The sequence below is a fragment of the Paenibacillus sp. 102 genome, assembly GCF_039549175.1.
Taxonomy (GTDB): domain Bacteria; phylum Bacillota; class Bacilli; order Bacillales; family Bacillaceae_G; genus Bacillus_A.
This window is the reverse complement of sequence record NZ_JBCGHT010000007.1, coordinates 1-22,442: the sequence shown is the minus strand read 5'-3', so window position 1 is coordinate 22,442 and position 22,442 is coordinate 1. Positions and strand designations below refer to the sequence as shown.

The following is a 22,442-nucleotide window of genomic DNA, read 5'->3' as shown; positions in this document are numbered from 1 at the left end:
GAAAGGAGTATCACGATGTTAAAAATTTTTTCTACTCAACTGAGCAGTTATTTTACAAGAATTTCTCAAAAAGAAGAGATGAACATAGAAGATAGTGCCCGTCTACTTGCTCAAGCATTAGTTGGTGATGGCATCGTCTATTTACACGGTACACAAGAAATGGAAGGCGTGGTTTCAGAAGCATTGCACGGTGCAGAGCCATTAAAACAAGCAAAACGCTTAATAGAAAATGGTAACCAAGCAGATGTGACATCCGCAGACCGCGTACTTCTTATCAGTCGTTTTTCGACAGATGAACAAATTGTTTCAATTGCAAAGAGGCTGCAAGAAGAGGGCCAATCCCTTGTTGGCATTTCAGCCGTTCAAGAAGGCACTGAATCATTAGAACAATTCACAGATGTACATATTGATACAAAATTGCTAAAAGGGTTAATCCCTGATGATGAAGGCAACCGTTATGGGTTCCCAAGTTTAATCTTATCTCTATTTGCTTATCACGGATTAAAATTTACAATCGATGAAATGATAAACGAATATGAGTAAAGGAAAAAGGCGTCCAAATTTGGACGCCTTTTTTTATTACTTGCTTTCTTTATTCGTAATAGAAGCTTTTACGAAATCATGGAACAACGGTTGTGGACGGTTTGGACGAGATACAAGTTCTGGGTGGAACTGTGCTGCCACGAACCAAGGATGTTCTTTTAATTCGATAATTTCTACTAAGCGACCATCTGGGCTTGTACCAGAGAAGATGAAGCCTGCGTTTTCCATGTCTTGACGGAATTGATTGTTGAACTCATAACGATGACGATGACGCTCATATACAACCGGTTCATTATACGCATTGTAAGCATTTGTTTCTGATGACAACTTACATGGGTATAGGCCAAGACGAAGTGTACCACCTAAGTCTTCTACATCTTTTTGTTCTGGTAATAAATCGATAATTGCGTACGGCGTGTCAGGATTAATTTCAGAAGAGTTAGCACCTTCTAATCCTAATACGTTACGTGCAAATTCGATTGATGCAAGTTGCATTCCTAAGCAAATCCCTAAGAATGGAACTTTATTTTCACGTGCATATTGAATTGCAACGATTTTTCCTTCTACACCGCGATCGCCGAAGCCACCTGGTACTAGGATACCGTCTGTGTCGCCAACTAATTCTTGTACGTTTTCTGCTGTTACGTGCTCAGCGTTTACCCATTTCACTTCTACATCTGTATCAAATGAATAACCTGCATGGCGAAGCGCTTCTACAACAGAGATGTATGCATCTTGAAGCTCTACATATTTACCAACAAGAGCGATTTTTGTTTTCTTAGATAGATTGCGTACTTTTTCAACTAATGCAGTCCACTCTGTCATATCTGCAGCTGGATTATCTAGTTTTAAGTGATCGCAAACGATTTGATCCATATTTTGCTCTTGAAGAGATAATGGAACTGCATATAACGTATCTGCATCACGCGCTTCGATAACTGCTTTTGTATCGATGTCACAGAATAAAGCAAGTTTGTCTTTCATATCTTGAGAAACAGGCAATTCTGTACGAACAACGATAATATTTGGCTGAATACCTAAGCTACGAAGTTCTTTAACGCTATGTTGCGTTGGTTTTGTTTTCATTTCACCCGCTGCTTTTAAGTACGGGATTAATGTACAGTGAATGTACATTACGTTGTCACGACCAATATCGCTCTTAATTTGGCGAATTGCTTCTAGGAATGGTAGAGACTCGATGTCACCAACAGTTCCCCCGATTTCTGTAATAACAACGTCCGCATTTGTTTCACGGCCTGAACGATATACACGCTCTTTAATTTCATTTGTAATGTGAGGAATAACCTGAACTGTTCCTCCTAAATATTCACCACGACGCTCTTTTTGAAGAACAGAAGAGTAAATTTTACCTGTTGTTACGTTGCTGTATTTGTTTAAGTTAATGTCAATGAAACGCTCATAGTGACCAAGGTCTAAGTCTGTTTCTGCGCCATCATCTGTTACGAATACCTCACCGTGTTGGTATGGGCTCATTGTCCCTGGGTCTACGTTAATATATGGATCAAACTTTTGAATTGTTACGTTTAAACCACGATTTTTTAAAAGTCTTCCAAGAGATGCTGCTGTAATCCCTTTTCCTAAAGAAGATACTACACCGCCTGTTACGAAAATATACTTAGTCATGAAAGTACTCCCTTCTACTTTGTTGTTATATAATCACCGTTGCAAAGCGCAACGTATGTAGATAACACCGTATCTATCTTATTGTTAGACTCTTTTTATTTTCTAAACAAAAAACAAAAAAGAAAATTGCTCCCCTCATCACGAAAAGTAATAAGTAGGGAGCAATTTTCTTTTATATTTACACTTTAAAAGTATTATCGTCCTGTTTTAAAGAGCCCAAAAATGATTCTACATGGACGATAATAAAAAGTCAAGAACTACAGTTCTTCCTCTTCTTTTTCTGTTTCATCATACTCAAGTTCTTCGTCAGCGAATTCTTCTTCATCATCGTCATCATCTAAATCATCAAGATCATCGTCTTCTTCAAGAACCTCGTCCAAATCTTCTACATCGTCATCGTCATCGTCATCGCTGTCGTCTTCACTATCGAAGTCGTCTTCGTCTTCTTCAATGTAGTCATCAAAATCTTCTTCCTCTTCAACCTTACGTTTTTTCTTAGGCTTTGGCTGAGGTAAGATTTCTTCATCAATTTGCTCGTATGGGTACCAACTGCGTATGCCCCAACGATTTTCTCCTAAATTGATGAAACGTCCATCGATATTTAAATCTGTATAAAATTGCGCAATCTTCGCAGCAACTTGTTCTTGAGTTAGTCCCAGCACTTGAGCGATTTCTTGAACTAAATCATTGAATGACGTTGCCTGTCTTTTATCCTCTAAAACACTATGTACAACTTCAATCATGGATAATTCTTTTAGCTCTTCTGGTGAATATTTCTTAAAATCCACTTATGCGGCACTTCCTTTCTTAAAATATAATCCTATATATAACGGCCTGTTTAAAAAAATCCATACTATTCATTATAAACAAAACTCCAACAAATATGCTACAAAAAAAACGGGAAACTTTCATAAGCAATCGATAAAAATGATTATAGACCATTATTTAAGAAATTCACTCGGCATGGGGACAAAAAAGGGCACTGACCGCTTCTATGCATGGCCGGATGCTCTCTTCCACCTGAAAATTAGATTTTCCATTCGTTTTTCAAGTTGTTTTCATCTATTTTTGATCTCCAACATATAAGTCACGGCTATGAATACAAAAACAGATTTCCTCTCTTTTTCTCCTTCTGGTTTCACTCGGCATGGGGCGAAAAAGGGCACTGACCGCCTCTATGCATGGCTGGACGCTCTCTCCCATCCAAAAGAATCGTTTTCTATCTATTTTCAATTTATATTTATATAACTTTTTATTTTGGAAGCATATGCGCCCCATGTAAGACATACCTAATCTGCATCTCTGTATATTCCTCTAAAGTATAAAGCTTTTGCAACGCCCAGCGTCTAAATCCCCACATTTGTCCTTGGATGAAAATGTTATGAGCCAGCAATTGTATTTCCTTTTTCGTTAATGTAAATGTACCATTTTCCGTGCATTGCTCTAAAATGTTTTCAAACATCCCCACCATTTGAAACTCTTTTTCTAGCACATACGGCAGAGACTCTTTCGGTAAAAAGCGAACTTCTTGATACATAATTAATACTTCTTCTTGCAACTCATCCATTACTTTAAAATAGTTCGTAATGGCTATTCTTAAACTTTCAATGCTGCCCTTCTCTGTACATACTACTTCTTCTAATCGCTCTTTTACATGTTCGTAAATACTATCACATACTAAATATAAAACATCATCTTTCGTACGGATATATTCGTACAGCGTCCCAATACTAAACCCGGCTGCTTTCGCAATTTCCCTCGTCGTTGTACGAGGAAATCCCTTTTGCTTAAAAAGCTGCACAGCCCCTTTAATCATCTGTTCCCGCCTTAGTGCAACTAACTTCTCATCTTTTACAGACGCATGCACATTGTGTTTAACCATCCCCTTCACCTCTCTCTAATATTTGGAAGGAAAAAGCGTAGGAAAATCCCTACGCTTTTTCTCTTATTTCGTTAACATACGAGAAATTACAAGTCTTTGAATTTCTTGTGTTCCCTCATAAATTTGCGTAATCTTTGCATCGCGCATGAATCGTTCTACTGGATAATCTTTTGTATACCCATATCCACCAAATACTTGCACTGCTTCCGTCGTTACTTTCATCGCTGTATCCCCAGCAAATACCTTCGACATCGCTGATTCTTTTCCATATGGAAGTCCTTCTGATTCTAGCCAAGCAGCTTGATATGTTAATAGACGCGATGCCTCTACATTTGTCGCCATATCTGCTAATTTAAAACCAATTCCTTGCTGCGCCGCGATTGGCTTCCCAAACTGATGTCTTTCTCTCGCATACTCTACCGAAGCATCTAAAGCTCCTTGTGCGATACCAACAGCCTGAGCAGCAATACCGTTACGTCCACCGTCTAGTGTTTGCATGGCAATTTTGAACCCTTGTCCTTCTTCACCAAGTAAGTTCTCAGCAGGAATGCGGCAGTCTTCAAACATAATTTCTGTTGTTGGTGAAGAGCGAATCCCAAGCTTGCTCTCTTTCTTACCAACTGAAAATCCTGGTGCATCACTTTCTACAATGAATGCACTTGTACCGCGCTGCTTTGATTCTGGATCAGTCAATGCAAAGACAACATAAATATCAGCTATACCACCGTTAGTAATAAAAATCTTGGAACCATTTAAAATGTAGTAATCGCCATCACGCTTCGCTATCGTTCTCATCCCGCCTGCATCTGAACCAGAACTTGGTTCAGTTAAGCCATATGCACCAATTTTCTTTCCTTCCGCCATCGGGCGTAAAAACTTTTGCTTTTGCTCTTCTGTTCCAAATTTAAAAACAGGCCAACCAGCAAGTGAAGTATGAGCAGATAATGTAACACCTGTAGAAGCACAAACACGGGATAACTCTTCTACAGCAATCACATAAGCTAAGTAATCGCTTCCAATTCCACCGTATTCTTCAGGCCATGGAATTCCTGTTAAGCCAAGCTCTGCCATTTGATCAAATAAAGCGCGGTCAAATCGTTCTTCTTCGTCTCGCTCGGCAGCTGTGGGTGCTACTTCATTTCTCGCAAAGTCCCGAACCATTTTCCTTATCATTTCATGTTCTTCTGATAATTTAAAATGCATGTTTCTTCCTCCCCGCTCTCGTTCCTCTATAGTGCACGACTAATAACAAGCCTTTGTATCTCACTCGTTCCTTCATAAATCTCACAAATTTTTGCATCACGGAAAAATCGCTCAACTGGATAATCTTTCGTATAACCGTAACCACCAAATACTTGCACCGCTTCAATTGCGACATCCACCGCTGTTTTCGAAGCAAATAGCTTTGCAATAGATGCTTCCTTTCCGCACGGAAGTCCCTGTGCTCTAAGCGATGCCGCTCTATATACAAGTAGCCTTGCAGCTTCTACACTCGTAGCCATATCCGCTAGTTTAAAACCAAGCCCTTGCTGCGCAGCAATTGGCTTCCCAAATTGCTGACGCTCCTTCGCATAATCCACTGCACATGCTAGCGCCGCCTCAGCGATTCCAAGTGCCTGCGCCCCAATACCAATACGGCCGACATCTAGATTCGCCATCGCTACTTTAAAACCTTGTCCTTCTTCACCAAGCAAGTTTTCTGCTGGCACCTTCATATCTTCAAATGTTAATTGCACTGTACGAGAGCCAAGCAGTCCCATCTTATGTTCGTCTTTCCCAACGATTAAACCTGGTGTATCTTTCTCTACAATAAACGCGGAAATCCCGCTTTTCCCTGCATCTGGATTCGTAGAAGCAAATACGATATATGTATCCGCCTCGCCGCCGTTTGTAATAAACACTTTTGATCCGTTAATGACATAATGGTCACCTTGCTTTACAGCCCTTGATTTTAAACTACCTGCATCTGAACCTGCATTCGGCTCCGTTAAAGCAAACGCCCCTAAATATTCACCCGTCGCTAGTTTGGAAACATATTTTTGTTTTTGTTCTTCTGTTCCAAAATATAAAATAGGGTTTGTTCCAACCGATGTATGTACCGCCAAAATAACACCAATTGTCGCACTCACCTTTGATAATTCTTCGATCGCTAAAATGTAAGAAATGAAGTCCATTTCTGCACCACCATATTTCGCTGGTGCTGGTATTCCCATGAGTCCAAGTTCACCCATCTTCGTCAAAATCGCTCTAGGAAACACCCCTTGTTCCATCTCTGGAACAAAGGGAGCAATTTCCTTCTGTGCAAAATCTCGAACCATTTTCCTCATCATTTGCTGTTCTTCTGTAAAATGAAAATTCATATGCCCCGCCTCCATTTGCTATATATCCTCTTTCAACCTTCTGGTAAGACCACTACTTTATAAAAAAGAGGGAGACCTACCTATCCTTGCTTTCTACTCGTACACATAGAAGCCGTGGCCTGTTTTTCTTCCTAGCCAGCCAGCATTTACATATTTACGTAATAATGGACATGGGCGATACTTACTATCCCCTAATCCTTCGTGCAGAACTTCCATAATGTATAAACATGTATCTAAACCGATAAAATCTGCTAATGTTAATGGTCCCATTGGATGATTCATGCCGAGCTTCATCACTTCATCGATCGCTTCTTTCGTCGCTACGCCTTCATATAACGTATAAATCGCTTCATTGATCATCGGTAATAAAATACGGTTGGAAACAAATCCAGGGAAGTCATTTACTTCAACAGGTACTTTTCCAATTTTCTTTGTAATATCTTCAATTGTTTCGTATACCGCATCATCTGTTACAAGTCCGCGGATGATTTCTACAAGCTTCATAACCGGAACCGGATTCATAAAGTGCATCCCAATTACTTTCTCTGGTCTTTTCGTTACCGCCGCGATTTCCGTAATTGGTAAAGAAGATGTATTTGTTGCCAAAATTGCATGTTCTGGTGCAATTTCATCTAAATTCGCGAAAATTTTCTTTTTAATATCCATTTTTTCAACAGCTGCCTCAATGACAAGATCCGCTTCTTTTACACAATCTAATTCAATCGTTACTGTAAGACGATTTAAAGTCGATTCTTTAACTTCTTCATCCATGCGCCCTTTTTCTACTTGTCTAGCTAAATTTTTTGTAATAATGGATAATCCCCGATCTAATTGCCCTTGTTTCAAGTCTTGCATATACACATCATATCCTGCCATCGCACATACTTGTGCAATACCTGAACCCATTTGTCCCGCACCGATTACAACTATTTTTTGTACACTCATTTTTTTCTCCCCCTTTTTATTAGTGAACCTCAATCATAATTGCGTCGCCTTGACCACCGCCGCTGCAAATCGATGCAATTCCAATTCCGCCGCCGCGCTGCTTTAGTGCATGAATAAGCGTTACAATAATCCGTGCCCCGCTCGCTCCAATTGGATGCCCCATCGCAACCGCGCCACCGTTTACGTTAATTTTCTCCGGATCAATTCCTGCAATATTAGCACTTGCAATCGCAACTGCTGCGAACGCTTCATTGATTTCGAATAAATCAATCTCATCCACCGTCTTACCTGCTTTCTTCAAAAGCTCATTAATCGCATAACCTGGCGTTCTTGGAAAGTCTTTCGATTCCACCGCAATTGCTGTATGCGCTAAAATTGTTGCCAACGGTTTTCTTCCTTCTTGCTGCGCTCTATCCTCGCTCATTAATACAAGCGCCGCGCCGCCGTCATTTAATCCCGGTGCATTCCCAGCTGTTACTGCTGCTTCCGGATCAAATACAGGTTTTAACTTTGCTAACTTTTCAACTGTTGTATCTTCACGCGGTGCTTCATCTTTTGTAACAACAATCGGATCTCCTTTTCGTTGCGGTACTGAAACAGGAACGATTTCCTCTTCAAATCTTCCTTCTTTTTGCGCAGCTACTGCGCGCTGATGACTGCGATACGCCCATTCATCCTGCGCTTCGCGAGAGATTCCGTCCTCCTTCGCGACTTCCCCGCCATACACGCCCATATGTATGCCAGAAAATGAACATGTTAAGCCATCTACTACATTTAAATCGGCAACTTGATTATGGCCCATCCGGTATCCCCAGCGTGCACCTTGTAAAATATAAGGGCTATTACTCATAGATTCCATTCCGCCCGCTACAATAAGCGTTTGATCCCCAGTGCGAATAATTTGGTCCGCTAACGTCACAGAGCGAAGCCCCGATGCACAAACTTTATTCACTGTTTCTGTACGAGTTTCCCAAGGAAGCCCTGCTTCTCTTGCTGCTTGTCGCGAAGGAATTTGCCCTTGTCCTCCTTGAACTACCGCTCCAAATATAACTTCTTCAACATCATCCTTAGAAACATTCGCTCGCTCAAGCGCAGCTTTAATCGCGATTCCTCCAAGTTCCGTCGCTTTAACATCCTTTAAAGATCCTCCAAACCTTCCAACCGGTGTTCTTGCAGCACTTAAAATAACTGTTCTTACCACTTTTATTTCCCCCATTTCTTTTTTTCGGCGCTGAGCGCCCGCTCGGTACTCTTACGCTGAGAAGAGGTGCAAATCTTGCACCTCTTTCTAAAGTTGTATGGATTCTTACGTATTACATAATTTCTTTCTTAGACCCGATTACAGAGCGTTCTAAAATCTCTGTTATATCAAGCGTTTGAACTTGTTCCTCTACCTCTTTTGCTTTCGTACCATCACTAATCATCGTTAAACAATACGGACACCCCGTACCAATGATTGACGGTGACGTTGCAAGTGCTTGCTCTGTACGCGCAACGTTAATACGCGAGCCTGTCGTTTCTTCCATCCACATAAGCCCGCCGCCCGCGCCGCAGCACATGCCCGTTTCACGGTTACGCTCCATTTCAACAACTTTTACACCTGGAATTGCTTTTAAAATATTGCGCGGTGCTTCATATACTTCGTTATATCTTCCTAAATAACAGGAATCATGATACGTAATCGTTTCTTCAATACTGTGAACTGGCTCTAATCGCCCTTCTTTCACCCACTGTGCTAATAATTCTGTATGGTGATAGACTTCTGCTTGTAAGCCAAAGTCTGGATACTCATTTTTAAATGTGTTATAGGCATGCGGATCAATCGTAACGATTTTCTTCACACCTGCTTTTTCAAACTCCTCAATATTTTTAGTTGCCATCTCCTGGAACACGAATTCATTTCCGAGGCGGCGCGGCGTATCTCCAGAGTTCTTTTCTTTGTTACCAAGAATCGCAAATGATATGCCTGCTTTATTCATCAGCTTCGCAAATGATATCGCAATTTTCTGACTGCGGTTATCATACGATCCCATAGAGCCAACCCAGAATAAATATTCAAATTCTTCGCCAGCTTTTGTTTTCTCCTTCACAGTCGGAACCGTTACTTCATCATCTCCTTGGCGCCATGTTTCACGCTCTTTACGATTCAGTCCCCATGGATTCCCTTGGCGTTCAATATTTGTCATTGCACGCTGCGCTTCTGCATCCATCTTTCCTTCTGTTAAAACAAGATAACGGCGTAAATCAATGATTTTATCAACGTGCTCATTCATAACTGGGCACTGATCTTCACAGTTACGGCACGTTGTACATGCCCAAATTTCTTCTTCTGTAATGACGTCCCCAATTAAACTTGGATCATAAGCAAGTGCCGCTGCCGATTCTTGTTGCCCTTGCCCCGCCGCCATCGCTAACTGATTTCCTTGCGTATTGTTAAACGCAACTGCCGGAACCCACGGTACCTTTGATGTCACCGCTGCCCCCTTATCTGTTAAATGATCGCGAAGCTTTATAATTAAATCCATTGGCGACAACATTTTGCCCGTCCCTGTTGCCGGGCACATACTTGTACAGCGGCCGCATTCTACACAAGCGTATAAATCAATGAGCTGCGTTTGTCTAAAGTCTTCAATTTTTCCAACACCAAATGTTTCTTGTGTTTCATCTTCAAAGTCAATTTTTTCAAGTTTTCCTGGATTAGAAAGACGAGTAAAGAATACATTAACTGGTCCGGCAATTAAATGTGCATGTTTTGACTGTGGTACATAAACTAAAAACGTTAACAAAATAAGTAGATGCACCCACCAAGAGAAATAGAACACAGAAATGGCTACGGTTTCATTTATTCCCGAGAAAACGTAAGCGATTCCAGAAGCAATAGGTTCACTCCATGAAAGTTCTTCACCGTGCCATATAATGCCCATACCGTTACCAAGTAGTACAGAAAGCATTAAGCCTCCGATAAAGATAAGAACAAGGCCGGATTTGAAATTACGTTTTAAACGAACAAGCTTTTCAACGTATCTTCTATGAAAAGCCCAAAAAACTGCGATTAAAATCATTAGTGTGACAATTTCCTGGAAGAATGTAAATGCAGGGTATAGTGGTCCAAGTGGAAGATGTGATCCTGGTGCTAGTCCTTTCCAAACGAAGTCAATTGCTCCAAATTGGACAAGAATAAATCCGTAAAAAAACATAACGTGCATGATGCCGCTTTTTTTATCTTTCAGCAATTTTTTTTGGCCGAAAACGTTGACCTTCAGAAGATCCCATCGTTCTTTAAAGCGGCGGTCAAATTCTACTTTTTTTCCTAATTGTATGTAGGTCATCCTCGTTCGTATAAGATATACAAACAAATATCCCGCATAAACAATAACAGCAATAGAAGCCAGCCAATTAATAATCAGTAAGCTATTCATTTTTATGCTACCCCTCTCTTTGTAAGCCCTCTTTCTTTTAGAATCTTCGAAAATAAATAATTTTCTGAATTATATCCCCTATTCCCATTATATAATGAGTGAGCATTCAGTCAACAGTTTTTTGTTATACAACAACACATTTTTTCATAAAGCTGTTTATTTAGGTAAAAATATAAAGTGAAATTTTAAACAGTAGAGGTCTTATTGCCCGTAAGTGGCAAGGTAAAAATGAATACGAAGGAGGGAGATCGGCAATGATCTTCTTATCTCTCTTACTAATATGTTTTGCCCTATGGGTCACCATAGACCTTTCATATGGAAGAAAGCTTCATTTAAAGCGCATAAAGCCGCGCTCGTTTCCTTTGCGGCAGAGCAACTTCAAACTTTATACATACGGGACAGCCTTATATGACGATTTATTTACTGATATTAAGGAGGCTCAGCACCACATTCATGTTTTATTTTTTATTGTTAAAAATGATAAAGTGAGTCACGAATTTTTACAGTTACTTATCGACAAAGCAAAACAAGGAGTCCAAGTACGGCTCCTTCTTGATCGCATAGGGAGTCACCAATTGCCTAAGGGGGTTATTCGCTCATTACAAAAACACGGTGTTTCTTTTTCATTTTGTCATAAATTTAAATTCCCGTTTCTCTTTTTTTCTGCAAATCAAAGAAATCATAGAAAAATTACAATTATTGATGGGAAGAGTGGCTATATTGGAGGCTTCAACATCGGAGAAGAATATTTAGGACACAATCCTGAGCTAGGCTTGTGGCGCGATTATCATTTGCGCCTAACCGGAGAAGGAGTGCAAGATTTACAAACTCAGTTTTTACATGATTGGCACGATGATACGAATGAAGATTTACTAGAAGAAGCAATTTTTTTTCCTAAACAGCCCTCAGGACCTATTCTACATCGCTTTATTCCAACAGACGGTGCTTATTTACAGGAAACATTTGTAGCGCTTATTGAAAGTGCAAAAGAAGAACTCTATATTGGCACACCCTATTTTATTCCGGGTAAAATAGTAATGGATGCATTATTACAAGCGAAAAAGCGAGGGGTTCGCATCACAATTCTCGTTCCGAAAAAGGCAGATCATCCACTCGTTCGAGAGGCTAAATTACCATATTGTCGGAAGCTAATGAAGGCGGGTTGTAACATTTATGAATTTCAGCAAGGGTTTTTTCACGCAAAAATTATTATGGTAGATGACCATACTTGTGATATTGGAACAGCTAATGTTGACATGAGAAGTTTATATATCAATCACGAAATAAATTGTCTCCTATATAATCAGGATTTTATAAAAGAAATTAAAGTGCAAATTAGCAAAGATATAGGAGGATCTACATTGCTTACGTGGAAAGACGTTTCCTCCCTCTCTTTTATCGATAGAGGAAAGGAATGGGTTGGAACATTGCTAGCGTTTTTCTTATAGAACAATTTACAAATTAACGAGGTGTTTCATACATGATCATACGCTTTGGATATGTCTCACATGCAACCTCTTTGTGGGACTGTTCTCCTGCAAAAACAATGACGTTTACAACGTGGAGCAAGCTAGAAAAACAAGAACGAGAAGAAAAATTATCTAACATTACAATGCAAAACCTTATGCATACATTACGTATCCTTCATTACAATATCGCACATGAAATTCCATTATACCGATTATCATCTTCTATCGTTCCGCTAGCAACTCATCCTGAAGTCGATTTTGATTATATCCATATATTCGCACCATTTTGGCATAAGATGGGGGAATTAATTCGAGAGCATAATTTACGGGTGAGCTTTCATCCAAATCAGTTCACATTGTTCACAAGTGAAAAACCTCATATTACAGACAATGCTGTTCTAGATATGACATATCACTATAACGTATTAGACGCAATGGGATTGGCGAATACTTCCTATATTAATATTCATGTCGGAGGCGCATATGGGAACAAAGAAAAAGCTATCCTACGCTTTCATGAGAACATAAAAAAGCTTCCGTCACATATCAAGCAGCAAATGACCCTTGAAAATGACGATAAAACATATACAGCTTCTGAAACATTAGCTATTTGCCGGAAAGAAAGAATCCCCTTCGTCTTTGATTATCATCATCACATAGCAAATCCTTGCGATGAACCGTTAGATGGTCTATTACCAGCCATTTTTAAAACGTGGAATCATACAAATACAATTCCTAAAGTCCATATTTCTTCACCGAAGTCAGCAAAGGAATTCAGAGCTCACGCTGACTATATTGATGCTGCATTTATAAAACCCTTTTTGCACATTGCCAAAGCAGTAAATCAAGATTTTGACATTATGATTGAGAGTAAACAAAAAGATTTAGCACTTTTCCAGTTAGTAGATGAACTTGCTTCTATAAGAGGAGTGAGACGAATAAGCGGTGCAACGCTACAATGGTAATCGTAACGCTGTTTCAAGATTCTCTTCTCTTCGGTGTGATTGCCGAAGGTGTTAAGGCCAAGAAATAATAGTCATTCTTACATACCTGAACCTTTGACTACATTCAAGAGCTTTGAGTTATCTAACACTTTTATCCCTAACAAAAATAAAGAACCCTCACTTGGGTTCTTTTTTATCTTAATGTTCAAATGGCAAACCTGCAGCTAATTGTACTTGTTCCTGTTGATTTGTTAATGCGTGATCTTGACTCACTCCGAATGCAACACCAGCTAGCATTGCCATTGCCATTAAACCGTATGCAAGAATTTTTTTCATCACTCATCACCCTATGCTCTATTTTCTTTAAATATATCATGAAATAATTTCTTTAAAAAATGCAATTATGCATATTCTCTTATGGTTTCATTACTTAAAAATATAGAATGAAACTTCCATCAGTGGGAGTAATCTTCATTCCACACTGATTGTTAGCCCTCACCGATTGGGCTTTTACGGGCAGTTAGCCTCCACCTACCTTTCTCTTTTCTCTCTTAATCTTGAAGTGGGGAATTACTGCCCACGAATAGCGGGATAAATTTAATTAGCTAGAGAATATTGTCTGTTCATTACGATCAGTTAATCCCTTTTCTGCTAATAATATCTCTTTGTGAGAATGTAAATCTAGTAAATCAAAAAATAATAAAGCCTTTTCATAAACAATTGTAATTTCACTTGGCGGATAAATTAATTTCTCTAAGCACTCTCCCTTTTGATAGTACAGTTGCCCAAGAAGCTTCATACTCCCAATAAGTCGCGACGTTTCAATTGCTTTGTCTACTTGCTGAAGCGATTTTTCATATTCGTCATTTAAATATAAAGACTTAGAATAATTATATCGAACCTTAACAACAAAATCTTGATCACTATGCAATGACTCCAGCTGTTGTAAAATATCTTGAAATAATGTAATAGCTTTTTCTAAATGGTTATTTTCTGCATAAATAATAGCAATCGAATTTTCGATATATAAATTTTGAAACACATCTACCCCACCATATTGCCGATGGATTATATTTTTCAGCTCTGAGATGCAGTATTCAAAATTAACTTTCTTTAAAGCATAAGAAGATAAATAATAATACCATAGAAGAAATTGCTTAAATTCAGGATGACATTCTTCTTTCTTTAACTCCTCTGAAACAATTTTATGAATTTCATCATACTGCTTCTTCTTACACAATAATTGAATTTGATTCTTAAACTTTTTCTTTCTTTCGAGGTCAGAATAAATAAGAACCTCATAAAAATGAATAATGGGAACCCTTAGCTTTGCTGCAATCCCTTGCAGTATATCCATACTTGGATATACCGCTCCTGACTCAATCCTGCTTACTTCTGATTGATGACATATATTCTCAGACAACTGCTTTTGTGTTAAACCTCTTAACATTCTAATTTTCTTTATTTCGGCTCCCAGCTTTTCTGCGTGCATAATAGCTCACCATCCCATTACAGAAATCTAACTTTTCAAGTTGTCATACCACTACAATAATAGTTTTTCGACACTTTTAGACATGAAATATTGCATAATATATATCATTTAGCACACTTTTCTTATAAATCATCTTATACAAATACTAGACTCCAAATGTTAGAGATAAATGATATAAAAAGTTGTTAGTATATTCCTTACTTCTGTTCTATTCTATCCCTTATCATGTAGCAGCAATTATCATGCTCCAAAAATTGATAACAATGAAGTGAATATTGAAGTTACTCAACCTAGTTTGATAATTAGTAAATAAACTGAACCACAAAACGTAACAATAGGAAATATTGCTAAAAATACTTAAAAGATGAAGTACAAGAGGTTAACGCGTAACAAAAACAAGTTACCACTGAAAAGATGTTGAATTTCAACCTACAAGAAAATCAAACCGAAGTATGTCTTTCCCAATCATATAAAAATGATGAAATATATGACCAAGACATCATTGCTCAAGTAGATAAACATGGGGTAATTAAGACAGTTAGTGATAAAGTTGCCCAAAATCTAGCACAGCTACCTAATCTTACTATAACAAATTTTTTGTCGAAAAATGAAGTAAAATCTATATTATGTCATACACTTTACATTCTAGTGATAGAGATTCAAAAAAAGAATAAAAAAGATGTTTACCACTATAACTGGTAAACATCTTTTTATATCCATCCCTTTTCTTCTGCAATCGAAATGGCTTCAATTCTATTTTTAGCATTTAATTTCGTTAGTACTTCTGAAATATAATTGCGTACTGTACCAGGAGAAAGATAAAGAGCCTTCGCAATTTCATTTGCTGTTTTCCCTTCTTTCGCCAATTGAAGCACTTCTTTCTCACGGTCTGATAATGGATTTTGCTCTTGCCATAGTCCAAACATCAATTCAGGGGAAATTTCTCTCTTACCCTGCATCACATTACGAATTGCAGCTGCTAAATCTTCACTAGGGCTATCCTTTAATAAATATCCATGAACCCCAGCTTTCATCGCTCTTTCAAAATAACCAGGACGTGCAAATGTTGTTAAAATCATTACCTTGCAGGATGATTTCTTTTTCTGCAAGATTTCAGCAACATCCAATCCGCTTTGAATCGGCATTTCAATATCCATAATACTGACATCTGGCTGCAGTTTTTCAATTAATTTTAAAGCTTCTTCTCCATTTTCCGCTTGCCCAACCACTTCAATATCGTCTTCTAAATCAAGAAGGGCTCCTAGCGCTCCGCGAAGCATTCGTTGATCCTCTGCAATAATAATTCGAATCATGCTCTCACCTCATCTTTTCCTGTTCTAATTACAATTGGAACTTTCACTGTTAACATCGTCCCAGGATGTATTTTATCTAGTTCAAGTGCTCCATCAATAAGCGTGAGCCGTTCTCTCATACCTAAGATGCCGTTTCCATCCTTACTTTGTCCTTGTAATCCCACTCCATCATCTTTCACCTGCAAAATGAGTTCCCCTTGCGTTTCAAATAAAGAAACCGTGCACGCTCTCGCCTGACTATGCTTTACAACATTTGTTACCGCTTCTCGCAAACACATCCCTAAAATATTTTGCTCAAGTGGTGATAATACATCAGAACTTGCTTTCTGCTCTACCTCTAGTGAAATATTAGCAGCTTGCAGAATCGCCTTTATTTGCTCAAGCTCTTCTTCAACTGTAATCATCCGCATATCAGAAATTAATTCCCTAAGCTGCTTTAAAGCCGTACGCGATGTTTGCGTAATTTCCTTCGCCTCTATACTTGCACGCTCTGGATTTTTCACAATCAACTTCTCAACAAGCTGACTTTTTAGAGTAATAAGAGATAATGTGTGTCCTAGCGTATCATGAAGATCCCTTGCAATTCGCTGACGTTCTTCTCGTTTTACTAAATCTTTAATTTGTTCATTTGCTTGACTTAACTGATGTTTTAATCTCTTTTTTTGATTGAAATTCCGCATAGCAAACGGAGTAATCAGCATTAAAATCCACATCGGAGCTGCCCCTAAGATAGATTTAAGGGTTAAATTATGCATGTATACTGCAATAAAAATTACAAGCATCATAATCAACAAAGAAAGTAAAAGACGAAATGATTTTTTTGTTGGTGCAAATCCAATTGCATTCGCTGCAAAGAATCCCAATAAAATGAGGTATGGATTATAAAATATCCCAAATATAAGCGTGATTAACATTTCAATGCATGCCCATAAAATAAATGTCCTTCCTACAAAATAAAGCTGACGATATGCAATAATAAAAACCAGTAGCATACCGACTCCTATTAGAAGTTTCCATCCTGACTCTTGCGTTAAATTGTAAATTGGAAATGCTAAATATACAAACCATATATACGGGAAAAAACCCATATGTTTCGGAAAAAGTTCAAACTGCTTCTTCTCAATCATTTATACCGCTTCCTGTCGTTTTCTTATATATATTGATATTACAACAAATATAAGGAAATAACCTCCTAAAATCGAGACATTCTCCCAGCCTATAGATTTACCAGCTACAATATCCCATGCACCGCTTCCAAAATGATATGTCGGTGTCCATTCCCCAATTGTTCTTAGCACCGTGGGAAAGACTTCAATTGGCATCCATAAACCACCTAATACTGCTAAACTCATATTTAAAATGTTAGCAAGCCCTGCAGCTGCGTCTGCTTTCTTAATGGAACCAATAACCGTTCCTAATGCTAAAAATGGTGTAACACCTAATAATAGCCACAATCCTGCACCAATCCATTGCCCAACTGTTAACGATACGTCATTAATTAATATCCCTGCAATAAAGATCACAAGTATTGAAAAAGCATTTACCACCGTTTGAGAAATAATTTTAGCCGTTAAATATGCACCCTCTGGAAGTGGTGTAATTTTTAAAAGATGTGTCCATCCTTGCCCTTTTTCTTGAGAAAGTCTCACACCAAAACTAAAGAGCGCTGTTCCTACAATACTGAAAGTCGCCATCGAAATTAAATAATGTGCTTTCCAAGCATCTCCGTTTTGCGGTACCTGAATCACGTTTGTAAAAATGTAATAAAACAGAACTGGCATTAATAATGAGAAAAAGATAAATAATTTATTGCGAAATGTACGTAAAATCTCTATTTTGCATTGCATCCATAATGCTTTCATGCGATTCCCTCCTTTTGATTTGCAACAAACTGTTCAAACGCTTCATCAAGACTTCCTCGTTCAACTGAAATATCTGTAACAGGTAAGCTCTTTTGATAAATTGCTTGCAACGTAGCATCCGTATCATCTGTTGTTAAAATCGTACGCTCATCATGGAACTTTACTCCCGTTACATGTGGTAATTCCTTCAGCAAACCAATAGGAATATCTTCTTTTGCATAAAACGAAATTGTTTTTTGCGAAATTGTTGCTTTCATTTCATCCGGCGTACCATCTGCAATGATTTTCCCGTTTGCAAATAATAAAATGCGATCTGCTAGCGCATTAGCTTCTTCTAAATAATGCGTTGTTAAAATAATCGTTTTCCCTTCACTTGCTAACTTTCGAATCGTTTCCCAGAAGGTCTTTCTAGATGTAATATCCATTCCTACAGTTGGTTCATCTAAAAATAATAAATCCGGGTTTCCAGCAAGTGCGAGTGCGAAGTTTAAACGTCTTTTCTGACCACCTGATAATTTTTCACATCGTTGCTTTATTTCTGATCCTAAGTTTGATAACTGAAGCAACGTTTCTTTTGCAACCGGATTCGTATAATAACTACGAAACAAATCAATTGCCTCTCCAACTGATATACTATCAATTACGCTCACTTCCTGTAACATTGCGCCAAGGCGATTGCGAACATCTCGATGTTTTGGACTCTTTCCAAATATAGAAATACTTCCTTCTGATGGATCTTTTAATCCTAGCATCATCGAAATCGCCGTTGTTTTTCCTGCACCATTTGGTCCAAGCAGTGCAACAATTTCTCCTTCCTCTACATGAAATGAAACGTTATTTACTGCCTCTTTATGTTTAAATGTTTTCGAAACATCATTTACTTCAATAACCTTTTTCATCTCTCCACCTCCGTCATTCCTTATATTTACATTGTATAAATTGGAAGACTTGGAAAACAGTAAAATACGTCATGACATGAATATGACAATTGTCATAAAATTCCTATGAGACCCGTCAGGGCATGCAAAAAAGCCTCTGACCGCACGCAAGTAGCAGGACAAAAACAAACATGATACAATCGTATAAGAGTTACAATCGAGGAAGGACAGTGGTTTTTTATGATTATTCGTAATGAACAAGATTTAGAAGGCTTACGAAAAATCGGCCGCGTTGTTGCGCTTGCACGTGAAGAAATGAAAAAACAAGCAAAGCCAGGTATGACAACGAAAGAGCTTGATTTGATCGGTAAAAAAGTATTAGATGAGCACGGTGCCATTTCTGCACCTGAAAAAGAATATGATTTCCCGGGCTTTACTTGTATTAGTGTAAATGAAGAAGTTGCCCACGGTATACCAAAAGATCAAGTATTAAAAGAAGGCGACTTAGTAAATGTGGATGTATCTGCGGCACTTGACGGTTACTATGCAGATACAGGTATTTCTTTTGTTCTTGGGCAAGATGAAGAAAAAGAAAAGCTTTGTCAAGCTGCAGTAGACGCATTTTGGGCAGCAATGAAAAAAGTAAAGGCTGGTTCAAAACAAAATCAAATCGGTCGTGCGGTTTCCAATTTTGCACATAAAAATGGCTATGCAGTCATCCAAAACTTAACAGGACATGGCATTGGGCTTAGCTTACATGAAGCACCAAACCATATTTTAAGCTACTACGATCCAATGGATAATGCGCTGTTAAAAGACGGTCTTGTTATCGCTGTAGAACCTTTCATTTCTATGAAGGCCGACCACATTATCGAACGCGGTGATGATGGCTGGACATTTGTAACACCAGATAAAAGCCTTGTTGCACAATGTGAACATACAGTTGTCGTAACACGCGGTGAACCAATTATTTTAACTGAACTATAAAAAGAAAAGGAATGCAGATGGCATTCCTTTTTCCATACAAAAAAAGAAGAGAAATCAGCATTGATTTCTCCTCTTCGCATATGGATGCCTTACATATTTACTGATGGTAATCATGAAATGTGGCACATGATTACCATAGTTCAAAGGTTCAAGCACGAAAAACAGAAATCCCACCCTGAATTTCTGTTTCTCTACACAATCTAAAGTTTGGGTACACTAGACATGCATTTTAGGGGCTTTCAAACAAGAAAGCGAACCTTCTTTTCAAATAATAGCATATACACCTCCTCTAAAAATATGTAAATACGCATATACAAATTATTCTCACTTTTATTTCTCAACTTAAATTAATTGAAAATACAAAAAATAATAGATAGAATATAGTCGTTATCCGTCTTCTTTTGTCAGTCAGATAGAATAGAAGAATGGGAGAGGAACATATGAAGAGAACATTGAAACAAAAAATAGTAAGCTCTTTGCTCGCTGCGACACTCGCTATCAGCTTAGCTCCAATTGGACAAGCTAAAGCTGATTCTCCATCAGAAACTATCAAAACTCCATCTATTACAAAGCAAGTTGATGCGAATCGCGCAATCGAACATATCCGCTTTTTATCAGAAACCATCGGCCCACGCCCTGGTGGAACACAATCAGAAAAATGGGCTTCTCGTTACGTCGGAATGAAATTACAGTCAATGGGATATGAAGTAGAATATCAACCATTTGCTGTACCTGATCAATATGTGGGATTCATTGAATCACCGCTGTCCAAATCACGAAATTGGCAAACAGGTGCTGCTCCAAATTCTCTTATTTCAACTGAAGCAGTTACGGCCTCCCTCATTTTTGTGCCAAATGGGACAAAGTTAGACGAAATTCCAAATGAAGTTAATGGGAAAATTGTCTTATTTGAAAGAGGTGCAACAGTAGCAGATTACAACAAACAAGTAGAAAATGCCGTTGCAAAAGGTGCAAAAGGCGTCCTTTTATATAGTTTAATTGGTGGTCGTGGCAACTATGGACAAACGTTCAATCCAAGATTAACGAAAAAACAGTCAATCCCTGTATTTGGCCTTGCTTATGCACAAGGAAATGCCTTCAAGGAAGAATTAGCAAAAAAAGGAGACACAATTCTTTCTTTAAAAGCACGACATGAATCAAACTTACAATCACTAAACGTTATCGCGAAAAAGAAACCGAAAAACAGCACTGGAAATGAAAAAGCTGTTATCATAAGTTCCCACTATGACAGCGTCGCTGGGGCACCAGGTGCAAATGATAACGCCTCTGGAACAGGGTTAGTTTTAGAATTAGCTCGCGCATTTCAAAATGTAGAAACTGACAAAGAAATTCGGTTTATTGCTTTTGGATCAGAAGAAATGGGACTAATTGGCTCGGAGCACTATGTTGATAACTTATCACAAAAAGAACGCGATCGTATTTTAGGCGTGTTCAATGCTGATATGGTTGCGACAAACTATGATAAAGCAAAAAACCTATATGCAATGACACCAGATGGTTCTACAAATCTTGTAACGGATGCTACATTAAATGCTGCTAAACAATTAAATAATGATCTTGTTCTTCAAGGGAAATTCGGTTCTAGTGACCATGTACCATTTGCTTATGCTGGCATCCCTGCAGCTCTATTCATTTGGATGGGAGTAGATAGCTGGAATCCACTTATCTATCATATTGAAAAGGTATACCACACGCCGCAAGATAATGTTCTAGAAAACATTTCACCTGAGCGTATGAAAATGGCGTTAGATGTCATTGGTACTGGTGTTTATGATGTTCTTCAAAAACCAGTTGTACAAACAGAGGAAAAAGCAGCTTAATTATCACTAAAGCCACCCACTCCAAAATGGTGGCTTTTTTGTTGAAAAAAAAATAAATATGCATAAAAGCATATTTATTTCAAGGTATTATCATGTATAATACTAAATATAACAATAACTAAATATAAAAATAATGATTATACTTGATAAGAAGGCATTTCTATTATAAAAAGACAATTCTTGCAGGTGTATTAACTTTTGCTGGACAGGAGCTACTGCTGCAACCATCCAAGAACAAAGCTTTACAAAATACTATTTCTAATTTCGTCATAGAAAAACCCCCTTCAGGTTGCATTCTTCCCTTCACTTTATCGTGAATTTTTTTGAATATCTACCTAAAGGGAGTAATATCAATAGTAATTTTTTAATTTGTCTGCTACTCAGATTACAGTGTAATCAATAATCTAAAGCTTTTTTATTACTTTATTCGTTGTCGAGTGAATAGAATTCCACCTAAAACGAATAATATCATACCTGCAACGATTGAAATCATTTCTGCTGATGTTCCTCCTGTATTAGGAAGCATTGATGTCGGCTTATCATTTTCTTCAGTAGGTGGAACTTTTGAATCGTCATTTGTGTTTGGATTTGTACTTGGATCTTTTGGATTTGTACTTGGATCTTTTGGATCTGTACTTGGATCTTTTGGATCTGTACTTGGATCTTTTGGATCTGTACTTGGATCTTTTGGATCTGTACTTGGATCTTTTGGATCTGTACTTGGATCTTTTGGATCTGTACTTGGATCTTTTGGATCTGTACTTGGATCTTTTGGATCTGTACTTGGATCTTTTGGATCTGTACTTGGATCTTTTGGATCTGTACTTGGATCTTTTGGATCTGTACTTGGATCTTTTGGATCT

The 22,442-nt window shown here is 38.2% G+C and carries 20 protein-coding genes and 1 pseudogene; 6 read left to right on the top strand and 15 right to left on the bottom strand.

The window, feature by feature from the left end; all coding sequences use genetic code 11:
- The first annotated feature begins 15 nt into the window (after window positions 1-15).
- Entirely contained in the window at window positions 16-543 is a 528-nt protein-coding gene (locus AAIE21_RS16625) for a DUF2529 domain-containing protein (protein ID WP_343267782.1), read from the top strand.
- 36 nt (window positions 544-579) lie between these two features.
- Here the strand turns inward: AAIE21_RS16625 and pyrG are convergent, their stop codons facing one another.
- The 8 genes and pseudogenes from pyrG to AAIE21_RS16585 form a co-directional block, all read right to left on the bottom strand.
- Window positions 580-2,187 (bottom strand): CTP synthase, encoded by a 1,608-nt coding sequence (gene pyrG, locus AAIE21_RS16620; protein WP_343267781.1) that lies wholly within the window; start codon window positions 2,185-2,187, stop codon window positions 580-582.
- Window positions 2,188-2,444: 257 nt separating this feature from the next.
- Window positions 2,445-2,975 carry a DNA-directed RNA polymerase subunit delta gene (gene rpoE, locus AAIE21_RS16615; protein WP_343267780.1) on the bottom strand — a complete coding sequence of 177 codons (531 nt, stop codon included), beginning with the start codon at window positions 2,973-2,975 and terminating at the stop codon, window positions 2,445-2,447.
- 464 nt (window positions 2,976-3,439) lie between these two features.
- Window positions 3,440-4,069, bottom strand: a complete 630-nt coding sequence (locus AAIE21_RS16610) for a TetR/AcrR family transcriptional regulator (protein ID WP_097833926.1) — start codon at window positions 4,067-4,069, stop codon at window positions 3,440-3,442.
- Between the two features lie 63 nt (window positions 4,070-4,132).
- On the bottom strand, window positions 4,133-5,272 hold the full coding sequence (acdA, locus tag AAIE21_RS16605; RefSeq protein ID WP_343267779.1) for an acyl-CoA dehydrogenase AcdA: 1,140 nt from the start codon (window positions 5,270-5,272) through the stop codon (window positions 4,133-4,135).
- A gap of 26 nt (window positions 5,273-5,298) precedes the next feature.
- Complete coding sequence (locus AAIE21_RS16600) at window positions 5,299-6,429, bottom strand: acyl-CoA dehydrogenase (RefSeq protein WP_343267778.1); 1,131 nt, start codon at window positions 6,427-6,429, stop codon at window positions 5,299-5,301.
- A 93-nt stretch (window positions 6,430-6,522) separates the two neighbouring features.
- Complete coding sequence (locus AAIE21_RS16595; protein WP_343267777.1) at window positions 6,523-7,374, bottom strand: 3-hydroxybutyryl-CoA dehydrogenase; 852 nt, start codon at window positions 7,372-7,374, stop codon at window positions 6,523-6,525.
- 19 nt (window positions 7,375-7,393) lie between these two features.
- Window positions 7,394-8,678 (bottom strand): annotated as a pseudogene (locus tag AAIE21_RS16590) (acetyl-CoA C-acetyltransferase).
- A 9-nt stretch (window positions 8,679-8,687) separates the two neighbouring features.
- Window positions 8,688-10,793: a (Fe-S)-binding protein gene (locus tag AAIE21_RS16585; protein ID WP_343267776.1), complete on the bottom strand. Its 2,106-nt coding sequence runs from the start codon at window positions 10,791-10,793 to the stop codon at window positions 8,688-8,690.
- Window positions 10,794-11,047: 254 nt separating this feature from the next.
- Here AAIE21_RS16585 and cls point away from each other — a divergent pair, with 254 nt between their 5' ends.
- Entirely contained in the window at window positions 11,048-12,241 is a 1,194-nt protein-coding gene (gene cls / locus AAIE21_RS16580) for a cardiolipin synthase (protein WP_343267775.1), read from the top strand.
- Between the two features lie 32 nt (window positions 12,242-12,273).
- Window positions 12,274-13,227, top strand: coding sequence for a UV DNA damage repair endonuclease UvsE (gene uvsE / locus AAIE21_RS16575; protein WP_343267774.1), 954 nt, complete (start codon window positions 12,274-12,276; stop codon window positions 13,225-13,227).
- Between the two features lie 177 nt (window positions 13,228-13,404).
- On the opposite strand, the gene AAIE21_RS16570 is transcribed toward uvsE, so the two are convergent.
- A complete protein-coding gene (locus AAIE21_RS16570; RefSeq protein ID WP_018764909.1) occupies window positions 13,405-13,542 on the bottom strand; it encodes a quorum-sensing peptide PapR in 138 nt (45 codons plus the stop codon).
- Between the two features lie 265 nt (window positions 13,543-13,807).
- A complete protein-coding gene (locus tag AAIE21_RS16565) occupies window positions 13,808-14,698 on the bottom strand; it encodes a helix-turn-helix domain-containing protein (RefSeq protein WP_343267773.1) in 891 nt (296 codons plus the stop codon).
- 414 nt (window positions 14,699-15,112) lie between these two features.
- On the opposite strand from AAIE21_RS16565, the gene AAIE21_RS16560 reads away from it, so the two are divergent.
- Entirely contained in the window at window positions 15,113-15,400 is a 288-nt protein-coding gene (locus tag AAIE21_RS16560; protein ID WP_343267772.1) for a hypothetical protein, read from the top strand.
- 8 nt (window positions 15,401-15,408) lie between these two features.
- Here AAIE21_RS16560 and AAIE21_RS16555 read toward each other — a convergent pair whose 3' ends face one another.
- Genes AAIE21_RS16555 through AAIE21_RS16540 form a run of 4 tightly spaced genes read right to left on the bottom strand, consistent with a single transcriptional unit; the run spans window position 15,409 to window position 18,772 of the window.
- Window positions 15,409-16,011 (bottom strand): response regulator transcription factor, encoded by a 603-nt coding sequence (locus AAIE21_RS16555; RefSeq protein ID WP_343267771.1) that lies wholly within the window; start codon window positions 16,009-16,011, stop codon window positions 15,409-15,411.
- The gene (locus tag AAIE21_RS16550) at window positions 16,008-17,138 is read right to left on the bottom strand and encodes a sensor histidine kinase (protein ID WP_343267770.1); all 1,131 of its coding nucleotides are present in this window, start codon (window positions 17,136-17,138) and stop codon (window positions 16,008-16,010) included. The genes AAIE21_RS16555 and AAIE21_RS16550 overlap by 4 nt, the downstream gene beginning before the upstream one ends.
- Window positions 17,139-17,873 (bottom strand): ABC transporter permease, encoded by a 735-nt coding sequence (locus tag AAIE21_RS16545; protein WP_343267769.1) that lies wholly within the window; start codon window positions 17,871-17,873, stop codon window positions 17,139-17,141.
- Complete coding sequence (locus AAIE21_RS16540) at window positions 17,870-18,772, bottom strand: ABC transporter ATP-binding protein (protein ID WP_343267768.1); 903 nt, start codon at window positions 18,770-18,772, stop codon at window positions 17,870-17,872. Before AAIE21_RS16540 ends, AAIE21_RS16545 begins: the two co-directional genes overlap by 4 nt.
- A 219-nt stretch (window positions 18,773-18,991) precedes the next feature.
- On the opposite strand from AAIE21_RS16540, the gene map reads away from it, so the two are divergent.
- Window positions 18,992-19,738, top strand: a complete 747-nt coding sequence (map, locus tag AAIE21_RS16535; RefSeq protein WP_343267767.1) for a type I methionyl aminopeptidase — start codon at window positions 18,992-18,994, stop codon at window positions 19,736-19,738.
- A gap of 440 nt (window positions 19,739-20,178) precedes the next feature.
- On the top strand, window positions 20,179-21,579 hold the full coding sequence (locus AAIE21_RS16530) for a M28 family metallopeptidase (protein WP_343267766.1): 1,401 nt from the start codon (window positions 20,179-20,181) through the stop codon (window positions 21,577-21,579).
- Between the two features lie 418 nt (window positions 21,580-21,997).
- On the opposite strand, the gene AAIE21_RS16525 is transcribed toward AAIE21_RS16530, so the two are convergent.
- A partial coding sequence (locus AAIE21_RS16525) for an LPXTG cell wall anchor domain-containing protein (protein ID WP_343267765.1) occupies window positions 21,998-22,442 on the bottom strand: 445 nt, incomplete at its 5' end.

Excerpts from the sequence above, each read along its gene's own strand:
- cls (WP_343267775.1), top strand. The coding sequence starts at position 11,048 with ATGATCTTCTTATCTCTCTTACTAATATGTTTTGCCCTATGGGTCACC.
- AAIE21_RS16560 (WP_343267772.1), top strand. The coding sequence starts at position 15,113 with ATGTTGAATTTCAACCTACAAGAAAATCAAACCGAAGTATGTCTTTCC.
- uvsE (WP_343267774.1), top strand. The coding sequence starts at position 12,274 with ATGATCATACGCTTTGGATATGTCTCACATGCAACCTCTTTGTGGGAC.
- AAIE21_RS16540 (WP_343267768.1), bottom strand. The coding sequence starts at position 18,772 with ATGAAAAAGGTTATTGAAGTAAATGATGTTTCGAAAACATTTAAACAT.
- pyrG (WP_343267781.1), bottom strand. The coding sequence starts at position 2,187 with ATGACTAAGTATATTTTCGTAACAGGCGGTGTAGTATCTTCTTTAGGA.
- AAIE21_RS16595 (WP_343267777.1), bottom strand. The coding sequence starts at position 7,374 with ATGAGTGTACAAAAAATAGTTGTAATCGGTGCGGGACAAATGGGTTCA.
- AAIE21_RS16550 (WP_343267770.1), bottom strand. The coding sequence starts at position 17,138 with ATGATTGAGAAGAAGCAGTTTGAACTTTTTCCGAAACATATGGGTTTT.
- map (WP_343267767.1), top strand. The coding sequence starts at position 18,992 with ATGATTATTCGTAATGAACAAGATTTAGAAGGCTTACGAAAAATCGGC.
- AAIE21_RS16625 (WP_343267782.1), top strand. The coding sequence starts at position 16 with ATGTTAAAAATTTTTTCTACTCAACTGAGCAGTTATTTTACAAGAATT.
- AAIE21_RS16530 (WP_343267766.1), top strand. The coding sequence starts at position 20,179 with ATGAAGAGAACATTGAAACAAAAAATAGTAAGCTCTTTGCTCGCTGCG.
- AAIE21_RS16585 (WP_343267776.1), bottom strand. The coding sequence starts at position 10,793 with ATGAATAGCTTACTGATTATTAATTGGCTGGCTTCTATTGCTGTTATT.
- AAIE21_RS16610 (WP_097833926.1), bottom strand. The coding sequence starts at position 4,069 with ATGGTTAAACACAATGTGCATGCGTCTGTAAAAGATGAGAAGTTAGTT.
- AAIE21_RS16570 (WP_018764909.1), bottom strand. The coding sequence starts at position 13,542 with ATGAAAAAAATTCTTGCATACGGTTTAATGGCAATGGCAATGCTAGCT.
- AAIE21_RS16545 (WP_343267769.1), bottom strand. The coding sequence starts at position 17,873 with ATGAAAGCATTATGGATGCAATGCAAAATAGAGATTTTACGTACATTT.
- AAIE21_RS16600 (WP_343267778.1), bottom strand. The coding sequence starts at position 6,429 with ATGAATTTTCATTTTACAGAAGAACAGCAAATGATGAGGAAAATGGTT.
- acdA (WP_343267779.1), bottom strand. The coding sequence starts at position 5,272 with ATGCATTTTAAATTATCAGAAGAACATGAAATGATAAGGAAAATGGTT.
- AAIE21_RS16555 (WP_343267771.1), bottom strand. The coding sequence starts at position 16,011 with ATGATTCGAATTATTATTGCAGAGGATCAACGAATGCTTCGCGGAGCG.
- AAIE21_RS16565 (WP_343267773.1), bottom strand. The coding sequence starts at position 14,698 with ATGCACGCAGAAAAGCTGGGAGCCGAAATAAAGAAAATTAGAATGTTA.